Genomic DNA, 20,038 nt, shown 5'->3' on the forward strand with positions numbered 1-20,038 from the left:
AAAATTTATTAACAGCCATTTATAACCGGTTTCCCATCTCAGTTCCGGCAAATAAGTTAGATTAGGTAATATGAAAAACCTTATGATCATTGCTGGCACATTACTTATTGTTTTCCTGACAGGCGTCTCCTGTAATAAGGATACTGAAGATGATTCTATTCCAGATCCGACAGATACAACATCGACAACGCCAATAAAAATCCTGCGTAACAATCTTTCTTATCCCTGGGAAATATTGTGGGGACATGATGATCATATCTGGATGACTGAACGCGCGGGAAAGATCAGTAAACTAAATCCTTCAGATGGCTCCAAGATATTCAGTACAACGATCGATGAAGTAGAGCCCAGAGGAGAAGGTGGGTTGCTCGGAATGGCACAGGATCCTGATTTTCTTAACAACGGATTTCTTTACGTGGTGTATAACTATATCAAATCCGGAAACTACACTGAAAAAGTTGTTCGTTTGAAATTCAGCAATGATGCGCTCTCTGATCCTTTCACTCTTATTGATGATATTCCGGCTTCGAATATTCATAATGGATCACGCATTTGGGCATCGGATGATGGAAAATTATTTATCAGCACTGGTGATGCAGCTAACAGCGCCAATGCGCAAGATGCCAATAGCAGATCAGGAAAAATTCTGCGGATAAATAAAGATGGATCAATTCCTTCCGATAATCCTATATCCGGAAATCCGCTCTGGAGTTTTGGTCATCGCAATCCGCAGGGAATGGTAATGGTAAATAATGTTTTGTACACTTCGGAACACGGACCAAGCGTGGAAGACGAAGTCAATATTATTCAGAAAGGAAAAAATTATGGCTGGCCGCAGGTAAACGGTCCCTGCAATGGTTCGGAGACTTCTTTCTGCTCAGCTAACAGTGTCGTGGAACCGATCTGGTCAACGGGGGGATCTACTTTTGCACTCAGCGGCATGGATTACTATAATCACGATCGAATTCCTGAATGGAAAAACAGTCTGCTTGTAGCTTCATTAAAGAATACGACATTGTATGTGCTGCATTTAAATAGTCAGAGAACGGCGGTGAATTCTTCGGATGAATATTTCAACGGACAATTTGGAAGACTCAGGGATATATGCGTTTCACCAACCGGTACAGTCTATATCTGCACGGGCAACGGTGCAAATGATGCGCTGGTTGCGATAACTGCAAGGCCATAGGCAGAAGACTCCCTCAGTACTGCGGGGGCAGTAGGAAACAGCCAACCAATGAGGTGGAAATTGATTGCAAAATGAAAGAGATATTTTAAAATCAGGCATCACGAGCTGACAATCGAACTTTTAAAATTGTATTATCTTTTTATCAGTAAGATAATCCTCCCAGGCTCCGGCTCTATCTATTGCCTCCTTACTATTGCCTGTTGCCTGGCTCTCCCATGCGCCCTTCGTCCCTGACTTTTCAGTTCGCACCTTTTACCCCTTAGTCCTAAAAATCATCCTTCCCAGATTTCTTCCTTACCATCCAGCCAGCTCTTCACCAGTTCAGTAGTAACAGATTTTGGTCTTTCGAGTGCAAAGCCCAGGGCTCTGTCCCAACAAAGACTGGCGAGTACGCCGAGTGCGCGGCTGACTCCAAAGAGAACTGTATAGAATTCGTATTCTACCATGCCGTAGTGAACAAGTAATGCGCCGCTATGTGCGTCGACATTCGGCCATGGATTTTTTACTTTACCAAGAGAACTTAAAATATCAGGAACAGTTTCATAAATTCTCCAAACTGTCTTAACCAGCGGATCGTTTGGCATGTGCTTTTTTCCAAATTCCATTTGCGCGGAGAATCTTGGATCTGTTTTGCGCAGTACAGCGTGACCATAACCGGGAACAACTTTCCCTTCACCCAAAGTTTTCTTCACATAAGTTTCCACCTGCTTTTTAGTGGGCAACTCAACATCGAGTTCCTTCCTCATCTCAAATATCCATTTGATTACCTCCTGGTTAGCAAGGCCATGTAATGGACCGGCAAGTCCGTTCATACCAGCTGCAAGACTTAGGAACGGATCACTCAGGGCAGAACCTACAAGATGGGTGGTATGCGCAGACACATTCCCACCTTCATGGTCTGCATGAATGGTCATATATAAACGCATAAGCTCTTTAAAACTCTCGTCATTATAACCCATCATGTGGGCAAAATTTCCGGCCCAATCAAGCAAACCATTCGGTTGAATATGGTCGCCGTTTTTATATTTCCTGCGATAGATATATGCTGCGATCCTTGGTAGACGCGCGATCAGATCCATCGTATCATCGAATGTCGCACTCCAGTAATCCTTTTTATTCATTCCTTCGGCGTACTTCTTAGCGAACTGACTGCCGGTCTGCAGCGCCATGATACCAACCACAAACTGCGTCATCGGGTGCGCAGAAACAGGCAAAGCCTCGATGGTATCAAAAACATAATTGGGTACGTGGGAACGACGTTGCCAGTTGGCAGTAAGCATATTGACATCCGCCTCTGTTGGCATGTCACCAACCAGCATCAAATAAAATAATCCTTCGGGAAGTGGTTCACTCCCACCTTTTGCTTTCGGCAGGTCCTTTTGCAATTCCGGAATGGAGTATCCGCGGAAACGTATTCCTTCATTTGCATCCAGCAATGAAGTCTCTGTCACTAGTCCGGTTATTCCACGCATCCCCTGGTAGATCTGCGATAGGGTTACTTCACCAATTTTCTTTTTTCCATGTGTTTTTAAAATCTCCTTGATTTCAGCTCCCAGCTCTTCCGCTTTAACCTTAAACCTATCCTTGATCTCTTCCATGTATGAATACTGTTTGATCTAAGTGAATTGGACTATCCTTACCGTATAAAGGTAGCTAAAAAGGTGAGAAGAAAGAAGGAGGAAGTAAGAAGCAGAAGGCTAAAAAAGTCAAAAAAGGCCACGAATTAATTGAATTTTAATTGCTTTATCCGTTTAATCAACACTGTTATCAGAAGTATGAAAGTCGAATTGCAAGAGGGCATTGACCAAGCCCTCTTATTAATAATTTTTTACCTGCATATGGGGATCCTTGCAATACGATTAACGGTTATCCACTACATCACTTCTGTACTTCCGGCTAACAAGTGCTGACAAAGTCTATTTAGGTGCTTTACGATACAGATATACGGTAACTCCTGCGAACAACACATTGGGTATCCATGCCGCAATATTGGGATCGAGATTTCCTTTGGTACTAAAAATGGTGGAGAAACGATCGGAAAGAATAAATACGGCGCATATGATAATGCCAATCGCAAGGTGTGCTCCACTACCACCCCTGATTTTCCGACAGGCAAGAATAGCACCGATCAACGTGAGTATAATTACAGCAACTGGTGTTGCATTACGATGGGCTTTTTCCATCATCAGATCTTTTACGGATTCTGAACCTCGTAACTTATCAAGTTCAATCATCCGGTTAAGTTCGGGTGTCGTCAATCTTGACTGTACATATTCATCTTTCTGCAGATCGGTTGGCTTGAAACTGAATTTGCGATGTTGTTCTGTGTAGAACTTTACATCTTCTTTCAATGAATCAACTTTTCTTTCCACCACACCGGTAAGCTTCCAGCTTTTCTTTGCGGTATCCCAGGCGATATTATCAGCACGTAAATTGTAAACGACTTTATGATTAATCACTTTTTCAACAAAAAAACTTCCACCGGATCTCGATGAAGTGTCATAGTAACGGATGCCCGCATAACTGAAAGAATCGACACGCATGTACACACTACGGGAAACTGGTGACATATTTGAACCCTTCACATATTTCAGTTCAAAACTGGTTCTGATCGCGTTTGCCTTCGGAATAATGTACCAGTTGCTCACCCATAACAAAATTCCAAGTACAGCGCCACCAACTACATAAGGTCTGAGAATACGTCTCAGGCTCACACCACTGGCGAGTATTGCGATGAACTCCGATCGGTTCGCCATCTTGGATGTGAAAAATATTACGGAGATAAAAACAAACAGTGGAAAAAGAAGTGCAACGATATAGGGTATAAAACCTAAATAATAATTCATGAACACATATCCGGCTTCCAGGTTGTTCTTTACAAAATCATCTGTTTTCTCACTCATATCTATTACCGTCGAAATAACGGTGAGCAGGATAACAGAAAAGAAAAATGTACTCAGGAACTTCCAGAATATGTACCAGTCGATTTTCTTCATCAAAGCAGATTGCAAATAGTCAGAGGAATTTCCTGTGAAGCAGCAAAAATAAATCAAATCTTCAGGCCGGGGAAATCATAACATTGGTTAGCCATCTGAATGCAATCGATTTAACAAAATTGAGTGATTAAAAGTGATAGTTATTTGCCTAAAACGGGATAAACAATCTTTGTGCCTTCATCGAATTCACCCTTGATCGACATGGGTCGCTGGTCGCGATATTCATAGGTGTATATAGTTGTCCACCCAGCTGCAGGATAATAAGTCTGCAAGACAAAAGCTGAGCCAACTCGTTTGATACGTATCAAAGATTTTTCAACGACAACTGTATCCAATTTTTTGAAGACCTGCTTTCCACCAATCACATCGCCAACAAAATACCTGCTTTCAAGCCTGCCGAGGTATATGAAATTGTTGATTTTTGAAATCGAATCGTTATTCGGTATTTCATATAATGCAGTATCGCTATCCAGGATTAAAACGCCTGAAGTGCCAAGACTGTCCGGTATAGTCATCTCAACCCAACCATTGCCAACCAGCATCTGTTTTGAACTCATGGCAATTGTACCTGCTCCATTGGATTTCCATATACCCATTGGCGATTGAGTCAGCTGACCTTTTATCTTATCAAAATAGACCAGATCACCTTCTGATGAAGTAGCTGGTGGTTTTGGATTAGATGTCGAATCGAGGGTAACAAAATCTTTAATGTTTGCATTGTATCCACCGAACTTAAACTCATCATAATAAGCTTCGATCGTACCGTTAAAACATGGATAACCCCAACCCATACCCGTAGAATCAATCCATGGCCATTTGTACAAGCCCTGGTGGATATAAGCTTCAGGGGCACGGCCCGGTCCCAGAACCCAGTTGGGGCCAAATCTTTCCCAGACAAGTACACCATTGCGGTATAGCTTTATATACCCCGAATCCTGGTTTGTAAAATTGCGATGTAACGCCCAATCAACCCACTGCCCTTTTACCACCGGACCTATATCAGAAGTGAGTTCGCCCTTGGGCTTTCCATCCGAAGAAATGTTCACAACAACTGCATACATTCTGTCTTTCAGTATTTGTAATCTGAAAGGTGTTGAATAATCATCCGGAGAAGATTTTGTATTGAATAAAACTGAAACCGGTGTGCAATCATCGACCCAGGTTTTTGGAATCAGCATTGATGCAGACATCCAGTTGATCCCGATGAATTTTTCAGCGGGTTGGTTCCATGACAATTCTGCCCTCATACTCACCGGGTTGTAGGTTGGATTCTTCGTTACAGAAACTTTGTAACTTTTCTTCCCCTTACGTGCAAAATCAGAAGAGACAGTAATGTTAGCAAGATCGGCCTTGTTGAAAACATCATTTCCATGACCGGTATAAAATCCCCATCGTGAAAGCGGAAACTGTGCCCATTCGGTATGGGGCTGAATTTCCGGTTCATCCTCGCAGTCATCATATAAAAACACGCCAGGCATATAATCGGGTAACGTGTCGAGTACGGTTACATTAATATCATCGTTTGAAACAAAACCTGTATTATCGGTTACGGTAAATCTGAATTTATACGTACCTATTTTCAGATTAAGAATCGTAGTAGACAATTCTGTTGCGTTCGCAATTTTGACAGAAGTATCGCCGGCAATGAGCATCCATTCCTTTCTGATGATGGCGCCGTCGGAATCACTTGCGGAGCCTCTGAGTGTAACAGAATTTTTTGGTAGATTAACGGAAATGTCCGGACCGGCAGAAATAACCGGGGGTTTGTTTTTAGAACTATCGGGAGCAACAATAAAGTCCTCCAGTTTTGATGAAGTGTTACCAAACCGGATTTCATCCAAATAAATAGTCCGGGAATTATTAACCAGGCTTGGCCCCCTGCCCTCGCCAAGACTATCATTCCACGGCCACTTATGCATACCGACGGTTACATACCCTTCAGCGTAATGTCCTTTTTCCACCCAATTGCCACCGGTATGATTAAGAACGAGTTTGCCATTTTTATAAAGCCGGATATATCCACTATCGGCTTGGGTGAAATTTCGGTTCATGACCCAATCCGTCCATACTCCTTTATCCACCGGGCCAAGATCATAAAGAAAATTCCTGGAAACTTTACCGGAATCGCTCACGATTGAACCTTCTAAAAACCAGCGCCCTTTCATTATATACATAAATGAAGGAGTTGGATGATCGTAAGGCACAGGTATAGTGGAAAATAGAACTCCATCGGGCGTAACATCATCCTGGAACCATGTCGGCACCATTATCGACGCGGCCATCCATCGGATGCCTGTCTTCACATTATTGGATAGAAGATTCCAGGTCAGTTCTGCGCGTGAGGTACCGGTCAGACCGGTTTTGCCATACGAAGTATCTTTTGATATGCTGAAGCGATAACTGTATTTCCCTTTACGCGAAAAGGAATCTGAGATGACAATTTTTGAAGTTCCTGAGTTGAGCGGGCCTGTGCCATCAGGTTTGACATTGCCCTGGAAATATTGCCATTTGTTTATCGGACCAGCCCATTCAATAGCAGGCGCCTTTTCACAGTCATCATAAATGATGAACTGCTTCTGTGCAACAGCACCAATGGTTGTACAACAAAACAGTAGCAATAAAAATTGTTTCATAACCGCATGCTTAGCCGAAAATGCTGATCTTGCTTTATGTCAGTTCAGTGATTGTCGGTTGTATCCTAATGCACAGTTCCCCCTATGCTTTCAAGAGCTGTACACAGTATTTGTTGCGTTTAGCACGTTATATATGCAGTGTTACAGCATACACACGGAAATCGAGAGAATATTTGGATTACAATTGGTGAGAGTAATTCTCAGATCAGAGGATTTGGAAACACTTCAACAGTGTCCGGGTATAGTCAGAGGCAATATATCCGGGCTTGAAACCAGAATAGAAACTGAAGCATTATCCACATTTAATCAACATTACAGACAGCCTCAGTCGCTGCAATTTATAGTAAAAATTCTATTATCCCTCGTATTTAACCGGTATTTTTTAACTTGTACGGCAGAATAGCCCAAAAACCAGAAAAGTAACAGATCACAGATTCCCCCCTGCTGAATCTATCTTGTTGTGTCTCATCTATTAATATCAGGCTTATTGGGGCCGGTTGTTGCAGTTCCACACGTTTTTTTCAAATTTCGCATCATCCCTGAACTGATCAAAACTATATCCATCCGCCATGGTCAGGAGTTCTCCTGCTTCATTATAATATACAGGAGCGCAGTTACACGCAGGTCCTTTACAGAATATTAAATAAACAAATTGCTTATTCCAGGAATAAAGATCAACAAATGGTTCGCACCCGCAATTTGAATTTCCTTCGGTATAAGCCTTAATAGCATAAGGAAGTTCTTCCGGAATTTCACTCTCTTTCGCACAGGAAAATGTAAAAATAATCAGGCATACTAAAGCGACCAGGTATTTCATATGCAGTTTACTGGCAACTGACAAAAGCGAATATCGGGTCGTTGCGTGAAATGAAAATAATATATCGCTTGGATCCTGTTCAAAGTTTACCATTTCAAAATAAAACAAAGGAAACTATCAACCCATCAGATAATAACGTTTATGCATACCCTAAACTATACTTTTTAAACGGAAATTTCTATCGTCATTTCACTGAGATTATCCTCAGAAAACACCCATTCCCAATGCGCTTGAGTGGACGGGCATATCACGGTTTTAGTTTTAAATCTTTCAAAATTTAAAACCGCTGATTTATGAAAAATTCCATCAAAAACACCCCGACCATTCTTTCTTATGCAGCAATTTTCGCCAGTTCTTTTTTCATTCTTGTAGCTGCCTGCAGCAAAAGTGATGTCCGCGAACCTGGCGGAAATCTTTCATCCCATGCTAATGGAATGGGAAAATCCACTAACTTGAATAGTGGCAAAGTAGCTGAACACAACATCAGTGCAGACGATGCTAAAACTTTTGTGCGGGCCTATTTCGACCATACCACTGCTGGTATGACTGCGGAAGAAAAAAAGAACGTGGTAACCTCTGTTTATTTTCCGTTGGATGCCTTGGAAGAATACCTTGCAGCGATGAAGCAGCACAACAGCAGTACCTCGGGTCTGAGAATTTATTTTGCCAGGTACAACAGAAGTCACATCAATACCCTTGAATTGACTGATAGAAAACTTCAGCTGGATCATAACAATATGAATACGGTTGTATTGGTAGCGACAAGAAAAGATGCCGAAGGATACCCGGTCGATATTATCGGAACAGGCATCAACCAGCCCTTCAATGTAGGCATCTCTTGTCCTCCACTGCCGCCTTCCAGCTGCAAAGGCGAATACTGTCCGTTGGTTGAAAGCAGCGATTAAATCCTGAAACAATGAATCATATTTTTCTCTGGTTTGAACTTTTTTGTCTGGTGGTGGCCGTCGTTAACTACCGTACGCTGAAAGGTTCAAACCTTTTTTGGTTTATACCTTTTCTAGTGTTGACCAATGTGCAGGAATGGGGAAGCCGGTATGGGTTTCTGAGTCAGAATGGAAACAATATACTTAGTCAGAATATTTTTACGACTATAGAGTTCATGTTTTATACCTGGTTGTTTTCAAAAGAAGTTCATCATTTATTTTTATCGAAGATGATCAGAATTTCCGGCAGCATCCTGATACTCGCGATTCTAATAAACCTTTTATTTTTCCAGGGAATTGCGCCCGAATTCCATAGTTATACTTATCTGCCCGGATCAATTCTTATGATACTTTTTGCAGCTGCCTTGTTCTTTAATAATTTCCTTGGCGAGGAGTATGTTGATATACCACGCACACCCATGTTTTGGATATCTATTGGCGTAATGTTTTTTTACGCTGGTATGTTCTCTTTATACACCATGTTACTACCTGCAATAAAATCAGGCGACTACAGCTTTGTCAATCTCTATTTAATACTGACAAACGTTTTTAATATTATTTTGTATTCCTGTTTTATTATTTCCTTTTTATGCCTGAGGGGACGGAAGTTAGCAACGTGAATCCAGCTCACATTATATGGACGACAATCGTCTTTTGCCTACTTATTGCTGTAATTATGATTTTTCTGTTCCGATATCAGAAAAGACAGAAAAAATTTATTGAGCAAAAAAATGCGTTCGCTCAAACCTTACTTCAATCGCAATTGGAAATCCAGGAGCAGACGCTGAAAAATATCTCCCAGGAAATTCATGATAACATCGGGCAGGTACTTAGCCTGGTAAAACTGAATCTTTTTAAAACCGACGTCGAAGAAGGAGATCAGTTGCGTCGCCGCATACTCGATTCCAGGAACCTGGTCAGTAAAGCTATTGTAGACTTAAGAGATTTAAGCCATAGTCTGAATACGGATTATGTGGAAGAAAATGGATTGATTCCTGCGTTGGCATATGAGCTGGAGATGATAGCGAAAACCGGTATCCTGAAAACAGCTATGCAGGTGAATGGTAATTCGCGTGCATTTGATAAACAGAAGGAATTGATCATTTTCAGGATTGCCCAGGAAGCTTTTCAGAATGTAATCAAACATGCGCAGGCAAGCGAACTGGTAGTTGTTGCAGATTTCCAGGAGTCTGGATTTTTGTTGTCGATCAGGGACGACGGTTGCGGTGTAAATAAATTGGAACCAAACTCTACTAATGGTAAACCAGGAATGGGAATCAGGAATATGCAGAAACGGGCAGAAATGATAAAAGGTTATGTTTCAATTTCTTCTGATTCCTCAAATGCAGGCACAACGGTTCTCTTCAGGTTGTAACCGCTTGTTTGAAACACATAATAAAAAATCTTTTAAATAATTCTCGTTGTTATTGAGTGTTTTTTCCAGGAAAATGACCGTGAATACACCCTTGCCCATGAATCGCAGGAGTTCGAATTTGTCACTGAATCAACGACAGGCGTACCAGGGATGGATCATTCCTACGCCTGGATTTATTGATCAGCAAAAGAACAGCAGATTATGGAACAACAATATGTATCAGCTTACCCAACGAAAAAACCGACATCAATGAGACAACTTAAAAAAACTACAGTCGCTCTGGTAGATGACCACATTCTTCTCCGCAACGGACTCGCAGGACTCATAAATAGTTTTGATGAATTTGAAGTTGTTTTTGAAGCTGATAATGGACAGGATTTCACTGAAAAGATAAAACACAATCCTGTACCCGATATGGTAATGCTGGATATCAATATGCCGGAAATGGATGGATATTCAACTGCACAATATCTTAAACAAACGTATCCTCTCGTAAAAGTCCTTGCTCTCTCCATGTATGATAATGAAACTTCCATCATTCGCATGTTTAAAGCAGGGGCGCGTGGGTATATTCTCAAGGACAGTGAACCAAAAGAACTGAAAAGGGCTTTGGACTCAATTATTCAGAAAGGATATTACAACTCCGAATTGGTTTCCAGTAAGCTGATTCACTCCATCAATAAACTCGAAAACGAAGAAAGCGAAGTAAAACAGCTTGTCGATTTGAACGATCGTGAAATACAATTTCTGAAATATGCATGTACAGAAATGACGTATAAAGAAATTGCAGAGAAAATGTTTTTGTCGCCGAGAACAATTGATGGTTACAGGGATGCTTTATTTGAGAAACTTGGTGTTTCTACAAGAGTGGGATTGGTAATGTTTGCTGTGAAGAATGGGATTGTAGTGGTGTAAGGTTGGTGCATAATAAGTTTGTAGATGGATTTTTATATTGGCTGATACAAATTTTAATAACTTACTGGACATTATTTCTATTCAGATCTCTGAAATAGTAATTTCCGTGCCGTTGCCGATTGTTGATATAATTTGCACCTTATAATTAATATTTTTAGAACGGTATTTTAAATTTTTTATTCCGTTCCCTTGTGATGGTGAATCTGTGTCAAAACCGTTTCCGTCGTCTTTGATTATTAATACTTTCTTTTTGAAATTTTTTTGAAAAAGGACCTCAATATTCTTACATCCGGAGTATTTTATTGAATTATTAATTGCTTCCTTAGCCATCAGTAATAAATTTCGTTTCTCCTTCTTTGTAAGTATTGAGTTTTTTAATTCATATTCTATTTTACTCGAAAACGTAATATTGTTTGCAAGAGAAATTGGCAATGCGAATTTCTTAATTCGTTCAAGAAATTCTTCTGTTGTATCAAGGCTGTCATCCAGTATCCAGATCATATCCCTCAATCCCGTCGTTGCTTGAGATAATGCGTCTTCAATTTTATTTAAAAAATCTAAATCGCCCTGCGAGTTTTTGGCGAGATGCGTAAACACTTTGACGGTATTTAATGTGCTACCTATGTCGTCATGGAGATCACTCGCCATATTTTTCCTGATATTTTGCTGAGCTTTTATCTGACTGATTCTATAGCGATACAATGCATAGAGGAAGCCTGCAGCGAAAATAACTACTCCAACCCTAAACCACAAGGTCTGGTACCACAAAGGCAACCAGTTCAATGACACGCGAGCGATTGATTGGGTCTCGGAAAAATTTCCGTCAAGATATTTTATTTCAATGCTATAATTGCCTGGCTGGCGACCCATTAAATTGATACTTCTGCTATTCCCGATATTGATCCAATTGGTATCAACTTCCATTATCCGGTATGCGAAACCAAATTTTTCGGGAGAGTCATAGTTAATAGACGAAAAATTAACAGTTGCCTGCAACGCCCCCGCAGGTATCTCAAAATACTCCTGGTTGATATCAAAATTTTCTGTTGTTGTATCTGCCCTCACATGTACCATAATTGAGGAAATGTATACATCATGCCTTGATTTCCGTAGATTCATTTTTTTCGCGTCGAAAGCCGTCATTCCTCCTAACCCTCCAAATATTGCTATATCAGATACGGAAGTACCACTGAATTGTTCAAAATAATTTGAATGCATTCCATCTTCTTCCAGAAATGTTTCAATCGATTCATTTTTCACGTTCATTATAGATAATCCGGTATTCGAGGAAATGGCTAGTAAGGTATCGTTAATCAGAACAATCTTGTTCAATCCCACATTATAAAATCCTTCTTTTTTACCGTATAGTTTTATCGCTCCATTATCTTTTGACACTCTTGCCAGCCCATGTCCATAATCAGCGATCCAGTAATATGATCCCGTCTCTGCAATATCCATGTTTATGTTAAGCGTATCTGTTGAATTCGGAAATAAAAAATACATTTCCTCAGACGACCGTGTCTGCGGATTATACTTGGTTATGCTTGCATCAAATAATACCCATAATTTTTCTTCGGAATCAAAAAAAAGTCGTTTTGTAAAATAACCTTTCCTTGCGCCGAGCCAACTGCTTACATCGACCTTATGCAATAGTCTTTTTTTTCTATCCCAGGCATAGAACTCGTTTGGATTGAAAGCGGCAAAAAAATAAAGTGAGTCCCGCAATGTCACCATAGACACAAATCCCTTGTCTGCCAAGAGACCCAGTTCTGGAAAAACAGAACTTAGATTTTTTTTTCTACCCCCAAAATAAAATTCCGTACCACCGGGGCCAGACACTAAAAGTGAATTATTCGGTAAACAAATTCCAGAATAAAAAGTCTGCGGGTCCGATAATCTTTTTAGCGCACCGGATTGCAGGTACACACGGAAGAGTCCATTATCTGTACATACATATACTTCATTTTCGCTTCGATGAAATATAGTTGTACAATGTCCCAGACGCAAAAAACTTTTATCCATCGATTCATAATAACCGGTAACGGGCGGGTCCAGATTTCTAATATATGCAAGGCCATACTGCCCTCCGATCCACAACGCTTTTCCATCAAAATAAATCGAACTGGTATAGAGCAACCAATCATCGTCATCCATAAATCGACTGAATCTTAGTTCTGTGATTTCGCCTGATGAAAACGATATTTTCAAAAGTTTGCCGTCACCCGTAACAAATGCCTCCTCACCAAAAATCGTGATGCAATCAAACTTCCTATTTAAAATATTTAATAATTTCCCTTTTAAAACCGAGCGAATGTTAACATACCATTGCTTTTCGATATCAACAATTTTCAGACCTGTGTTGATTGGAATGAAAATATATTCGGAATTGGCTGCTAAGTCGGTATATGCAGGAATCTCACTATCACTCGGTTGAGATTCATCAATCAGGAACTTCCAATTATTAAAGATTGAATCCGAAGTGACGATACCCACTTCAGAGATCAGGAACCATAACTTATTTCTTTGGTCTAAAAGAATCTTATTAATTGACCCCGGCTTCTGAAGCTTTTCTGCTGATCGAAAGACAACTTCATTTGTATAATTCGACTTATCGATCCGGAAAACTGTTCCATCTGCGGATCCAATAAAAATATGTCCTGCAGTTACGGCCAATGACCTGCACCACGCCTGGACACCCTTTAACGATATTGTAGTGTCTGTTGTACCGGAGCTAATATTAATTTTAGTGAGCCCACCTGTCAAACTCAGCGCCCAAAGGTGATCCCCGGTATAGTCAATAGCCAGGTCAAAAATATCGGTTCCGTTCAGGATAAATTTTCGATTAGCAACATTCTGACTGAATGCGCGACTTATCGTGCCGTCAAACCGGAACAAACCCTCCTGCGTTGAAACCCATATAAATCCCAGCCTATCCTTTAAAACTTTCCTCGCATTCAGGCTGGGAATGAGATTCTCTTTATTTAACTTAGTCAGGGGCAAAAAAGTAGTTTCCTGAGCTTTTGATATTGCCGGTGCCAGGAAGAAGGTCTGCAGAAATACACAGCAGTGTAAAATTTTGCTACACATGAGTAACACCAAAAAAACCTACAAATGGAAAGTAGTCATCATAGCGCAGTACAGCAAAGACTGGGATCCTGAATATAAGGAACTTATTGATGAAGTTAAAGAGAGTCTGCAGACTTTAGAATCTGTTCGCTTTTTAATACTTACATATCGGGTTCCTCATTCAACATTTAAAAATGGAGCAATTAAAATTGAAGATTTTGAATATGGAAATCCTAACGAATCTTCTGAGGATTGGAAAGACTCAAACTTTTATGATGGAGATGATATAAAATCGTTTTTCAGTGACATAGTTTTGCCCGTTAATGCCGATAAGCTTGTGTTTATGACCTGGGGGCATGGCGCTGGATTAGGGTACCTTCCGGAAAAAATCATTCCTCCAACAGATTTAAACCTTTGGAAACCTAACGAGGTGTTTCAGATCGCAGGCAAGCTGAAAACGATGGAATTATTGCGTGAATATCAAGATCAAATCATTGCCGAAGCCACAGTATCACAATTCATTAATGCCAACTTTTCGATAAAAAAAATTACCCCAACACCTGCTTTGAATGCGCTGATTCTCAAAAGCAGCCATCTGCGGGATTTTGCAAGTGAGTTCGTCCAATCCACGGGTATAATCAGTGCGGGTGACCTGGCAGAATGGTTGAAAATTCTAAATCAAAAGGTAAATATTTTTATCGCCTCAAACTGCTTATGTCAAATGTTTGAGCCTGGATATTCGCTTAGAAAGGTAGCAAAATACATGGTTGCGGCGCAAAGCTTAATTCCGTTATTTGGGTTTGATTATTGGTCATTTTTCTGTTCGCTTAAGGATGACGCCCTCGATGACCGCGATCACGTATTGAACATTATAAAAAATTTCCCGAGCAAGTACGATGAAGAATATTTAATTTGGGCAAAAGCAGCAGACACAAAATTTGACAGAGAAGTTTTAGAAATTGCCTCACTTTCAGCAAACGATCTGTACTATTATGACGATTTACTTATAGAGATTAATAAACTTGCTGAATTGTTATCTGAGATTATAATTAACAATACTGAAAATGTAGGCATTATTATCGACGCTAGAGAGAAAAGCATGGACATGATGCCCGGGAATAACGCAATCGGATTTATCGATATTTTTCACTTTACTAATAATCTCCTTTTTTATTCAAGCAATAGCTTGAACAACGAAATAAAAAAAGTCATCTCAGAAATTAATAAAATCAAAATAAAGTGTTGCATTGCCGCTTATCCTCAATCCACAGCTGACTGGCCAATTTTAGTTCCGATAACTTTTGAAAAGCCCGAATTTTTATCAATTTTTCATCCAGCTCCCGCCAGATATGACAATCAGAAATTCATTTATGATCGCTTTTACTCTGAAAGGTCAAGAGATACCATATCAAGAGAGAAAAAGTTGAAATGGGATGACTATATCAGAGCTTTCTCAAAAAGATTTATTTCAAGTTATTGACTGCTATCCGGAAAGCCAGAGGCGTTCACTTTGCCGCCGGGGCCTTCAAACGTGAGATTTACTTTCGCGAACGATGTGCCTGCAAATCTTCTCCAGCCAAGGTTCATTCGAAAACCTTCAATTTTTATGTCATTTGTTCCGTGCTCAAATTTAAGAAAGGCATACGGATTTTTTTCATCTTTACATTTTTCATCAATTTTATCTATTTCTAAAGGTGTTTCCTGCAAGCTAGCATTTTCATCATCGGTTTGAATTTCAACTGTAAAGTTTAAAATTATAGAGTCACCAGCTTTACTCGCCACAATTTTTTTCGAATCTATTAGAAACGATTTGTAAGGGAATTCTGAAGCTGTAGTTGACTTTAAAATTTTGATAAATAGTCCGGTGAAAGCGTCTGGCATAAAGGTAATTTTTAAATGTCATCAGAATAATTCGAGAAAACTACTCACCAGTGCATTGATTAGTCGTTTCAATTTTATTTAGATTAAAGACACTAGCTGTATTTTCTGAATCGAAATAAATGCTTTTCAATCATTCATAAAAAGTGAAATCACCCTTTTTACCCTGCTTTTTCACCCATATTTATTAATTACTTTTGGAGAATATTTAGTTTTTTGTCTCAACTTCGATTTTACTTCGTCATCAACACGACAAGTCACCTCTGGCTTAATTGTAATTTGACTCTCGGCTTGTGAATCGTTGCAATATATTTGCCAATCGATTTCATAAGTTTCAGCTTGATTGCCCAAACCGCCTAGCCCTCTTTACTTCCCCTTGAAAACGGCTCAAGGTAGGGCCCAGGACTACATGATTCAGAAAGTTTATACTGCTAATCATGCTTTCTGCTATGTTCACGTTTTCTTGTTGCGATAATATTGACTTGCGAACGCCCTGGTGCTAGTGTCCGAGCCTTTTTTCCACGTACACCAAATAGTAAAACCTCCGTAACATTGTAAAATAAAATCAGACACCTCGGCCATCTGGCCCACCATCCTTTTTAATTTTATACAAAATAATGTTACTCTTATAATTAGACCCCGCGCTTTCATTATTTCTAATCTTTCGGGCAAAAAAGCGTTTGGCACCCACAAATAAAGATGTGCTGTTTCATTAGCGGCAATTTGCACTGGTATATCTTTTATTGCTTGACGATCCAAAGTGGGATAACGGCACAGTCTCCGATGTTCTTGGGGCAACTTGCCAGTTCTGTTTCAAACTGCCAGGGTGGATCAGCAACTATCGCCGTGAAACGCTGTTCACCTAAAATTGTTAAAAAATCCTTTGCTCTCAGGAATTAGTGGGACAAAATTACTCGTTCCTGCCGCTCGCTAGTCTTTTATGCCTTTTCTTGGCAAAATCTTTCACTATTAATTCTACTGTGACAATTTTCACAATGTGATTTAGATTTCCAGGCTTTCCCATGTGTTCGTCGGCATCATCCTCCGCCTCGATCTTTGTATCCCTGCGGGTTCCGGCGTAAGAGCATTTAGTACAAATCGCCTGATGATAGATACGATCCGAAAACGAACCATTTTTTAATAACTGTTTTGACATCGTTTATTATTTGTATTTGAATTGAATGGGGAATGAGAAACGAATGCCAATATTGTTTCTTTCGAACAAATCGTATTCAGTTTCTGTCGTTTTAAAAAAATCGAGGAACTTGTAGTACAGCTCCGCATTCACGACCGAACTTTCTTTCTTAGAATCTTTAATTGCGAAAAGAAATCCCAAATAAGTATTAACTATCGGCTTTTGTTTGGATTGTATAATCCATTCCGGATTGACATGAAAAGCAGCTATATTATTCTGAAATAAAAACCAAAAAATATCACCGTATAAAGTCACTTTTTTCAGATCCTGGAGATATTCTCCCTTGTAAGCAGTATAGTTTTTTGTGGTTTTCCGATTGCCGGGACTTGTCCCAAATTCAGTTGTCTCTGAAATTTCCTCCTTTTTCAATTTTGTAAAGTTGTCACTGTAACCGAATGCTATTCCACAATCTGCAAAAAAGGACTGGAAATTTACAGGTCGCCATCGATAATAGGACCATTGCAACTTAAGTTCATGTGTCACAAAGGAAGTGTCAGCTATTTGTTGGTCAACCAGCTGGGCTGGGTAGAATAATTTAAATGCATTTCTGTTGACTTTATATCCAATAGAAAACCAGCCAAAGCCAAATCCCTCAATACCTGATTGGAAGGAAAGACTCTCGAGTTGCTTAAGTGTCTTATTCTTTAGATTTCTAAGCTGTGTTTTGTAATAGGGATAATTTTGAATAGCTGCATGAATTGAATCACATAAATGACTTGCTTTTTCTACCAGATATGTCAATTCAGCGATCCTTGTATCATCTGTTGCGGCCTGCAATAGTAAAGTCAGAGAGTCTTGTTTTTAGGTTTGCGTTTCTAGCGTCATGTTTAGCTGAACAAATTCCCGACGACGGGAAAACGCAATAAATTTCTCCTCGAAATCAAACTTAATTTTATCGATTTGTTGGTTATAAATATCTGCTGAATCTGCATCATACTCCAATCGCTGTTTGGACAAAGTCATAAAATTATACTGCAGATCCAGGCTGAATTGCGTATTAAGCGTTGAATTATTGAATAGGGAAAATATACCGTCAGATACGGCCCCGCTGGCTTTAGCCGTAAAAACTGAACCCTTATTCGATATGATATTTCCGGCAAAGTCCACCTTTCCGTCCGTCAGATCCAACGAAGCGAAATTACCAATGCTGTTCTTCGTTTGGCCGGTAATCAAATTACTGAATTGTTGATTCAGCAGTTTTTTAAACATAGACCGGTTGTCGCCGACAACGACAGCACCATTGTTAACCCTGTACGCGTCAAAATCAATTCTGTAGGCTCGAGTTGAGTCTTGTGCATCTGCCAATAACGGGAACCCAACCATTAGAAAAAGGATATGTCTTATCATAAATCGGAGTTTTCCTATTTTGGAGTAGTGCTTAATCTTTAAATAAGGTTGATAAAGTAAAAAAAACAAATCAGGTTGTAAAACCGTTTTTTCACGTTCTTTCCAGGCGTGTTTTCCTCATTGCCCGCGAAGCAAACATGTATTCACTCCCATTCTATTGAAGTACTACAGATTCGAAACCTTCGTCTAAAACTTACTGTTGAATGTTATTTGTAAATCAATAAACCGTGTGTCTTGTATCAGGTTTATTTTTTGTTTGTCATTTGACAAATTCTTCCTGCGATTTGCTTCCGACCTGCCTCCAATATTAATTTAAAAGGCGGCCTACGGCAGGGTGGTTATTGACTGATTGTTGCAATGGGACTTTCAGCTTTGGACAAAATAATTCTTCCTTTATCATTTTTGCAAACAGTGATCCGGTACAAGCATCACAATCTGAAAAATTGATAACAGACCCCGAGACTTCATACATTCCTGTTAGATTATTACCATACACTATTAAGACAAACTTTTCTTTCGTGCATCTTTTAAAAAAATAGCGCCATTCACACATTCGCGCTATGGGGGGCGCTGAACGTGTTGTTTAATGTCCCGGATGCTGCTGAATACAAAAATCTTTACTCTACAACTGATCACCGTGCATTAATAAAATGGATGCATCGACCAAATACCGATGGCTCATTGAAGGTTGGAGTGACTATTGGAATGATAGAAAAAATGCTAACTGGGTTCATTATAGAATAAAAATGATCAGGTTTTAATTTCTTCACGCAGTACATGAAAATCCTGGATTGGCAAAGAAAGTCGATGGAGAATATCATGAGTTCTGCGGATACGTGGACGTGTTTGTGGAGCGGATTAGATAGGCACCTTATTGTAACTCATCTGTAAATATGCCGAATTAAGTATGAAATCATTCCTAAATAGAATTGCCTACCTTGCCAGATAAATGATCATTCGCTTGATCCCCCTGTTTTTCAAACATTTTGGTCATTGTATTCAAACCAATTTTAATTTTAACAGAATCTCTCCCGGTATCTGGCCCTTCCCCTGTTCTTATTTTTATTATCCCCGCGTTCGTATGCAAAGTTGACATTTGAAACGCTAAATATCTGAGGCCTAAAACAATGCTTATGCTCCACGACACGACTGTTATGGCTAAAGGAATTTGAATTACCCCAATGGCCATCTTTTCAGTTCTTACGATTGTAAAAGCTATTGCAGCAACGCTAAGAGCGGTAATATAATAAACATATTTTTCCTGTTTCGCTTGTAACCTATTGGCAAGATCTTTCAAATCTGGATCCTAAATATTCTTTTCCCAAATTAAGGTTGCTTGTTAATTTGCAAAATACTTGCAAAAGTCGGTAAATGAAAAAAGGGTTTCGCCTGAAACCCTTGCCTGGAGTGACCCCGCAGGGACTCGAACCCTGGACCTACTGATTAAGAGTCAGTAGCTCTACCAGCTGAGCTACGGAGTCAATTGGGGGTGTGAAATTATACATTTTCCGGCAGTCTCCCTATCAGGCAAAAAAATGTTTGAAATGTTCCATTAAAATCCAAAATAAATGGTCTCCATGGTACAATTTTAGAATCAAAAGAATTGCCTGCACAATCCGGGAAATCAATCGATGAAAATATATAATAAGACTTGTATTATTTTCGTAATCAGTTTAACACAAC

At 39.7% G+C, this 20,038-nt stretch carries 16 protein-coding genes and 1 tRNA gene; 7 read left to right on the forward strand and 10 right to left on the reverse strand.

The window, feature by feature from the left end; all coding sequences use genetic code 11:
* The first annotated feature begins 70 nt into the window (after positions 1-70).
* Positions 71-1,189 carry a PQQ-dependent sugar dehydrogenase gene (locus tag P2W82_RS10475; protein ID WP_336515828.1) on the forward strand — a complete coding sequence of 373 codons (1,119 nt, stop codon included), beginning with the start codon at positions 71-73 and terminating at the stop codon, positions 1,187-1,189.
* A 272-nt stretch (positions 1,190-1,461) separates the two neighbouring features.
* On the opposite strand, the gene P2W82_RS10480 is transcribed toward P2W82_RS10475, so the two are convergent.
* The 4 genes from P2W82_RS10480 to P2W82_RS10495 all read right to left on the reverse strand — a co-directional run bounded on the left by P2W82_RS10480 (position 1,462) and on the right by P2W82_RS10495 (position 7,635).
* Positions 1,462-2,787 carry a citrate (Si)-synthase, eukaryotic gene (locus tag P2W82_RS10480; RefSeq protein ID WP_336515829.1) on the reverse strand — a complete coding sequence of 442 codons (1,326 nt, stop codon included), beginning with the start codon at positions 2,785-2,787 and terminating at the stop codon, positions 1,462-1,464.
* A gap of 318 nt (positions 2,788-3,105) precedes the next feature.
* Positions 3,106-4,185, reverse strand: a complete 1,080-nt coding sequence (locus P2W82_RS10485) for an LptF/LptG family permease (protein ID WP_336515830.1) — start codon at positions 4,183-4,185, stop codon at positions 3,106-3,108.
* A gap of 140 nt (positions 4,186-4,325) precedes the next feature.
* Entirely contained in the window at positions 4,326-6,818 is a 2,493-nt protein-coding gene (locus P2W82_RS10490; RefSeq protein WP_336515831.1) for a heparin lyase I family protein, read from the reverse strand.
* Between the two features lie 484 nt (positions 6,819-7,302).
* Positions 7,303-7,635: a hypothetical protein gene (locus tag P2W82_RS10495; RefSeq protein WP_336515832.1), complete on the reverse strand. Its 333-nt coding sequence runs from the start codon at positions 7,633-7,635 to the stop codon at positions 7,303-7,305.
* A gap of 293 nt (positions 7,636-7,928) precedes the next feature.
* Between P2W82_RS10495 and P2W82_RS10500 the strand changes: the two genes are divergently transcribed.
* The 5 genes from P2W82_RS10500 (at position 7,929) to P2W82_RS10520 (ending at position 10,869) form a co-directional block, all read left to right on the forward strand.
* Complete coding sequence (locus P2W82_RS10500) at positions 7,929-8,540, forward strand: hypothetical protein (RefSeq protein WP_336515833.1); 612 nt, start codon at positions 7,929-7,931, stop codon at positions 8,538-8,540.
* Between the two features lie 11 nt (positions 8,541-8,551).
* Positions 8,552-9,199: a hypothetical protein gene (locus P2W82_RS10505; RefSeq protein ID WP_336515834.1), complete on the forward strand. Its 648-nt coding sequence runs from the start codon at positions 8,552-8,554 to the stop codon at positions 9,197-9,199.
* Between the two features lie 56 nt (positions 9,200-9,255).
* Positions 9,256-9,954: a sensor histidine kinase gene (locus tag P2W82_RS10510; protein ID WP_336515835.1), complete on the forward strand. Its 699-nt coding sequence runs from the start codon at positions 9,256-9,258 to the stop codon at positions 9,952-9,954.
* 97 nt (positions 9,955-10,051) lie between these two features.
* The gene (locus tag P2W82_RS10515; RefSeq protein ID WP_336515836.1) at positions 10,052-10,207 is read left to right on the forward strand and encodes a hypothetical protein; all 156 of its coding nucleotides are present in this window, start codon (positions 10,052-10,054) and stop codon (positions 10,205-10,207) included.
* On the forward strand, positions 10,204-10,869 hold the full coding sequence (locus tag P2W82_RS10520; RefSeq protein ID WP_336515837.1) for a response regulator transcription factor: 666 nt from the start codon (positions 10,204-10,206) through the stop codon (positions 10,867-10,869). The genes P2W82_RS10515 and P2W82_RS10520 overlap by 4 nt, the downstream gene beginning before the upstream one ends.
* 81 nt (positions 10,870-10,950) lie before the next feature.
* Here P2W82_RS10520 and P2W82_RS10525 read toward each other — a convergent pair whose 3' ends face one another.
* Positions 10,951-13,869 carry a sensor histidine kinase gene (locus P2W82_RS10525; RefSeq protein WP_336515838.1) on the reverse strand — a complete coding sequence of 973 codons (2,919 nt, stop codon included), beginning with the start codon at positions 13,867-13,869 and terminating at the stop codon, positions 10,951-10,953.
* Positions 13,870-13,954: 85 nt separating this feature from the next.
* On the opposite strand from P2W82_RS10525, the gene P2W82_RS10530 reads away from it, so the two are divergent.
* On the forward strand, positions 13,955-15,415 hold the full coding sequence (locus tag P2W82_RS10530; protein WP_336515839.1) for a clostripain-related cysteine peptidase: 1,461 nt from the start codon (positions 13,955-13,957) through the stop codon (positions 15,413-15,415).
* Here P2W82_RS10530 and P2W82_RS10535 read toward each other — a convergent pair.
* The 5 genes from P2W82_RS10535 to P2W82_RS10555 all read right to left on the reverse strand — a co-directional run bounded on the left by P2W82_RS10535 (position 15,409) and on the right by P2W82_RS10555 (position 19,836).
* Positions 15,409-15,816, reverse strand: a complete 408-nt coding sequence (locus tag P2W82_RS10535) for a hypothetical protein (protein ID WP_336515840.1) — start codon at positions 15,814-15,816, stop codon at positions 15,409-15,411. The two genes, P2W82_RS10530 and P2W82_RS10535, sit on opposite strands and share 7 nt — an antisense overlap.
* A 1,159-nt stretch (positions 15,817-16,975) precedes the next feature.
* Positions 16,976-17,785: a hypothetical protein gene (locus tag P2W82_RS10540; protein WP_336515841.1), complete on the reverse strand. Its 810-nt coding sequence runs from the start codon at positions 17,783-17,785 to the stop codon at positions 16,976-16,978.
* Between the two features lie 24 nt (positions 17,786-17,809).
* Entirely contained in the window at positions 17,810-18,424 is a 615-nt protein-coding gene (locus P2W82_RS10545) for a hypothetical protein (RefSeq protein ID WP_336515842.1), read from the reverse strand.
* An 850-nt stretch (positions 18,425-19,274) separates the two neighbouring features.
* A complete protein-coding gene (locus tag P2W82_RS10550) occupies positions 19,275-19,652 on the reverse strand; it encodes a hypothetical protein (protein ID WP_336515843.1) in 378 nt (125 codons plus the stop codon).
* A 111-nt stretch (positions 19,653-19,763) separates the two neighbouring features.
* A tRNA-Lys gene (locus P2W82_RS10555) sits at positions 19,764-19,836 on the reverse strand.
* Between the last annotated feature and the right edge of the window lie 202 nt (positions 19,837-20,038).

It is taken from the genome of Pollutibacter soli (genome assembly GCA_029269725.1).
GTDB classification, from domain to species: Bacteria; Bacteroidota; Bacteroidia; order Chitinophagales; family Chitinophagaceae; genus Pollutibacter; species Pollutibacter soli.

Excerpts from the sequence above, each read along its gene's own strand:
- P2W82_RS10530 (WP_336515839.1), top strand. The coding sequence starts at position 13,955 with ATGAGTAACACCAAAAAAACCTACAAATGGAAAGTAGTCATCATAGCG.
- P2W82_RS10475 (WP_336515828.1), top strand. The coding sequence starts at position 71 with ATGAAAAACCTTATGATCATTGCTGGCACATTACTTATTGTTTTCCTG.
- P2W82_RS10480 (WP_336515829.1), bottom strand. The coding sequence starts at position 2,787 with ATGGAAGAGATCAAGGATAGGTTTAAGGTTAAAGCGGAAGAGCTGGGA.
- P2W82_RS10505 (WP_336515834.1), top strand. The coding sequence starts at position 8,552 with ATGAATCATATTTTTCTCTGGTTTGAACTTTTTTGTCTGGTGGTGGCC.
- P2W82_RS10515 (WP_336515836.1), top strand. The coding sequence starts at position 10,052 with ATGAATCGCAGGAGTTCGAATTTGTCACTGAATCAACGACAGGCGTAC.
- P2W82_RS10485 (WP_336515830.1), bottom strand. The coding sequence starts at position 4,185 with ATGAAGAAAATCGACTGGTACATATTCTGGAAGTTCCTGAGTACATTT.
- P2W82_RS10490 (WP_336515831.1), bottom strand. The coding sequence starts at position 6,818 with ATGAAACAATTTTTATTGCTACTGTTTTGTTGTACAACCATTGGTGCT.
- P2W82_RS10495 (WP_336515832.1), bottom strand. The coding sequence starts at position 7,635 with ATGAAATACCTGGTCGCTTTAGTATGCCTGATTATTTTTACATTTTCC.
- P2W82_RS10500 (WP_336515833.1), top strand. The coding sequence starts at position 7,929 with ATGAAAAATTCCATCAAAAACACCCCGACCATTCTTTCTTATGCAGCA.
- P2W82_RS10510 (WP_336515835.1), top strand. The coding sequence starts at position 9,256 with ATGATTTTTCTGTTCCGATATCAGAAAAGACAGAAAAAATTTATTGAG.
- P2W82_RS10535 (WP_336515840.1), bottom strand. The coding sequence starts at position 15,816 with ATGCCAGACGCTTTCACCGGACTATTTATCAAAATTTTAAAGTCAACT.
- P2W82_RS10520 (WP_336515837.1), top strand. The coding sequence starts at position 10,204 with ATGAGACAACTTAAAAAAACTACAGTCGCTCTGGTAGATGACCACATT.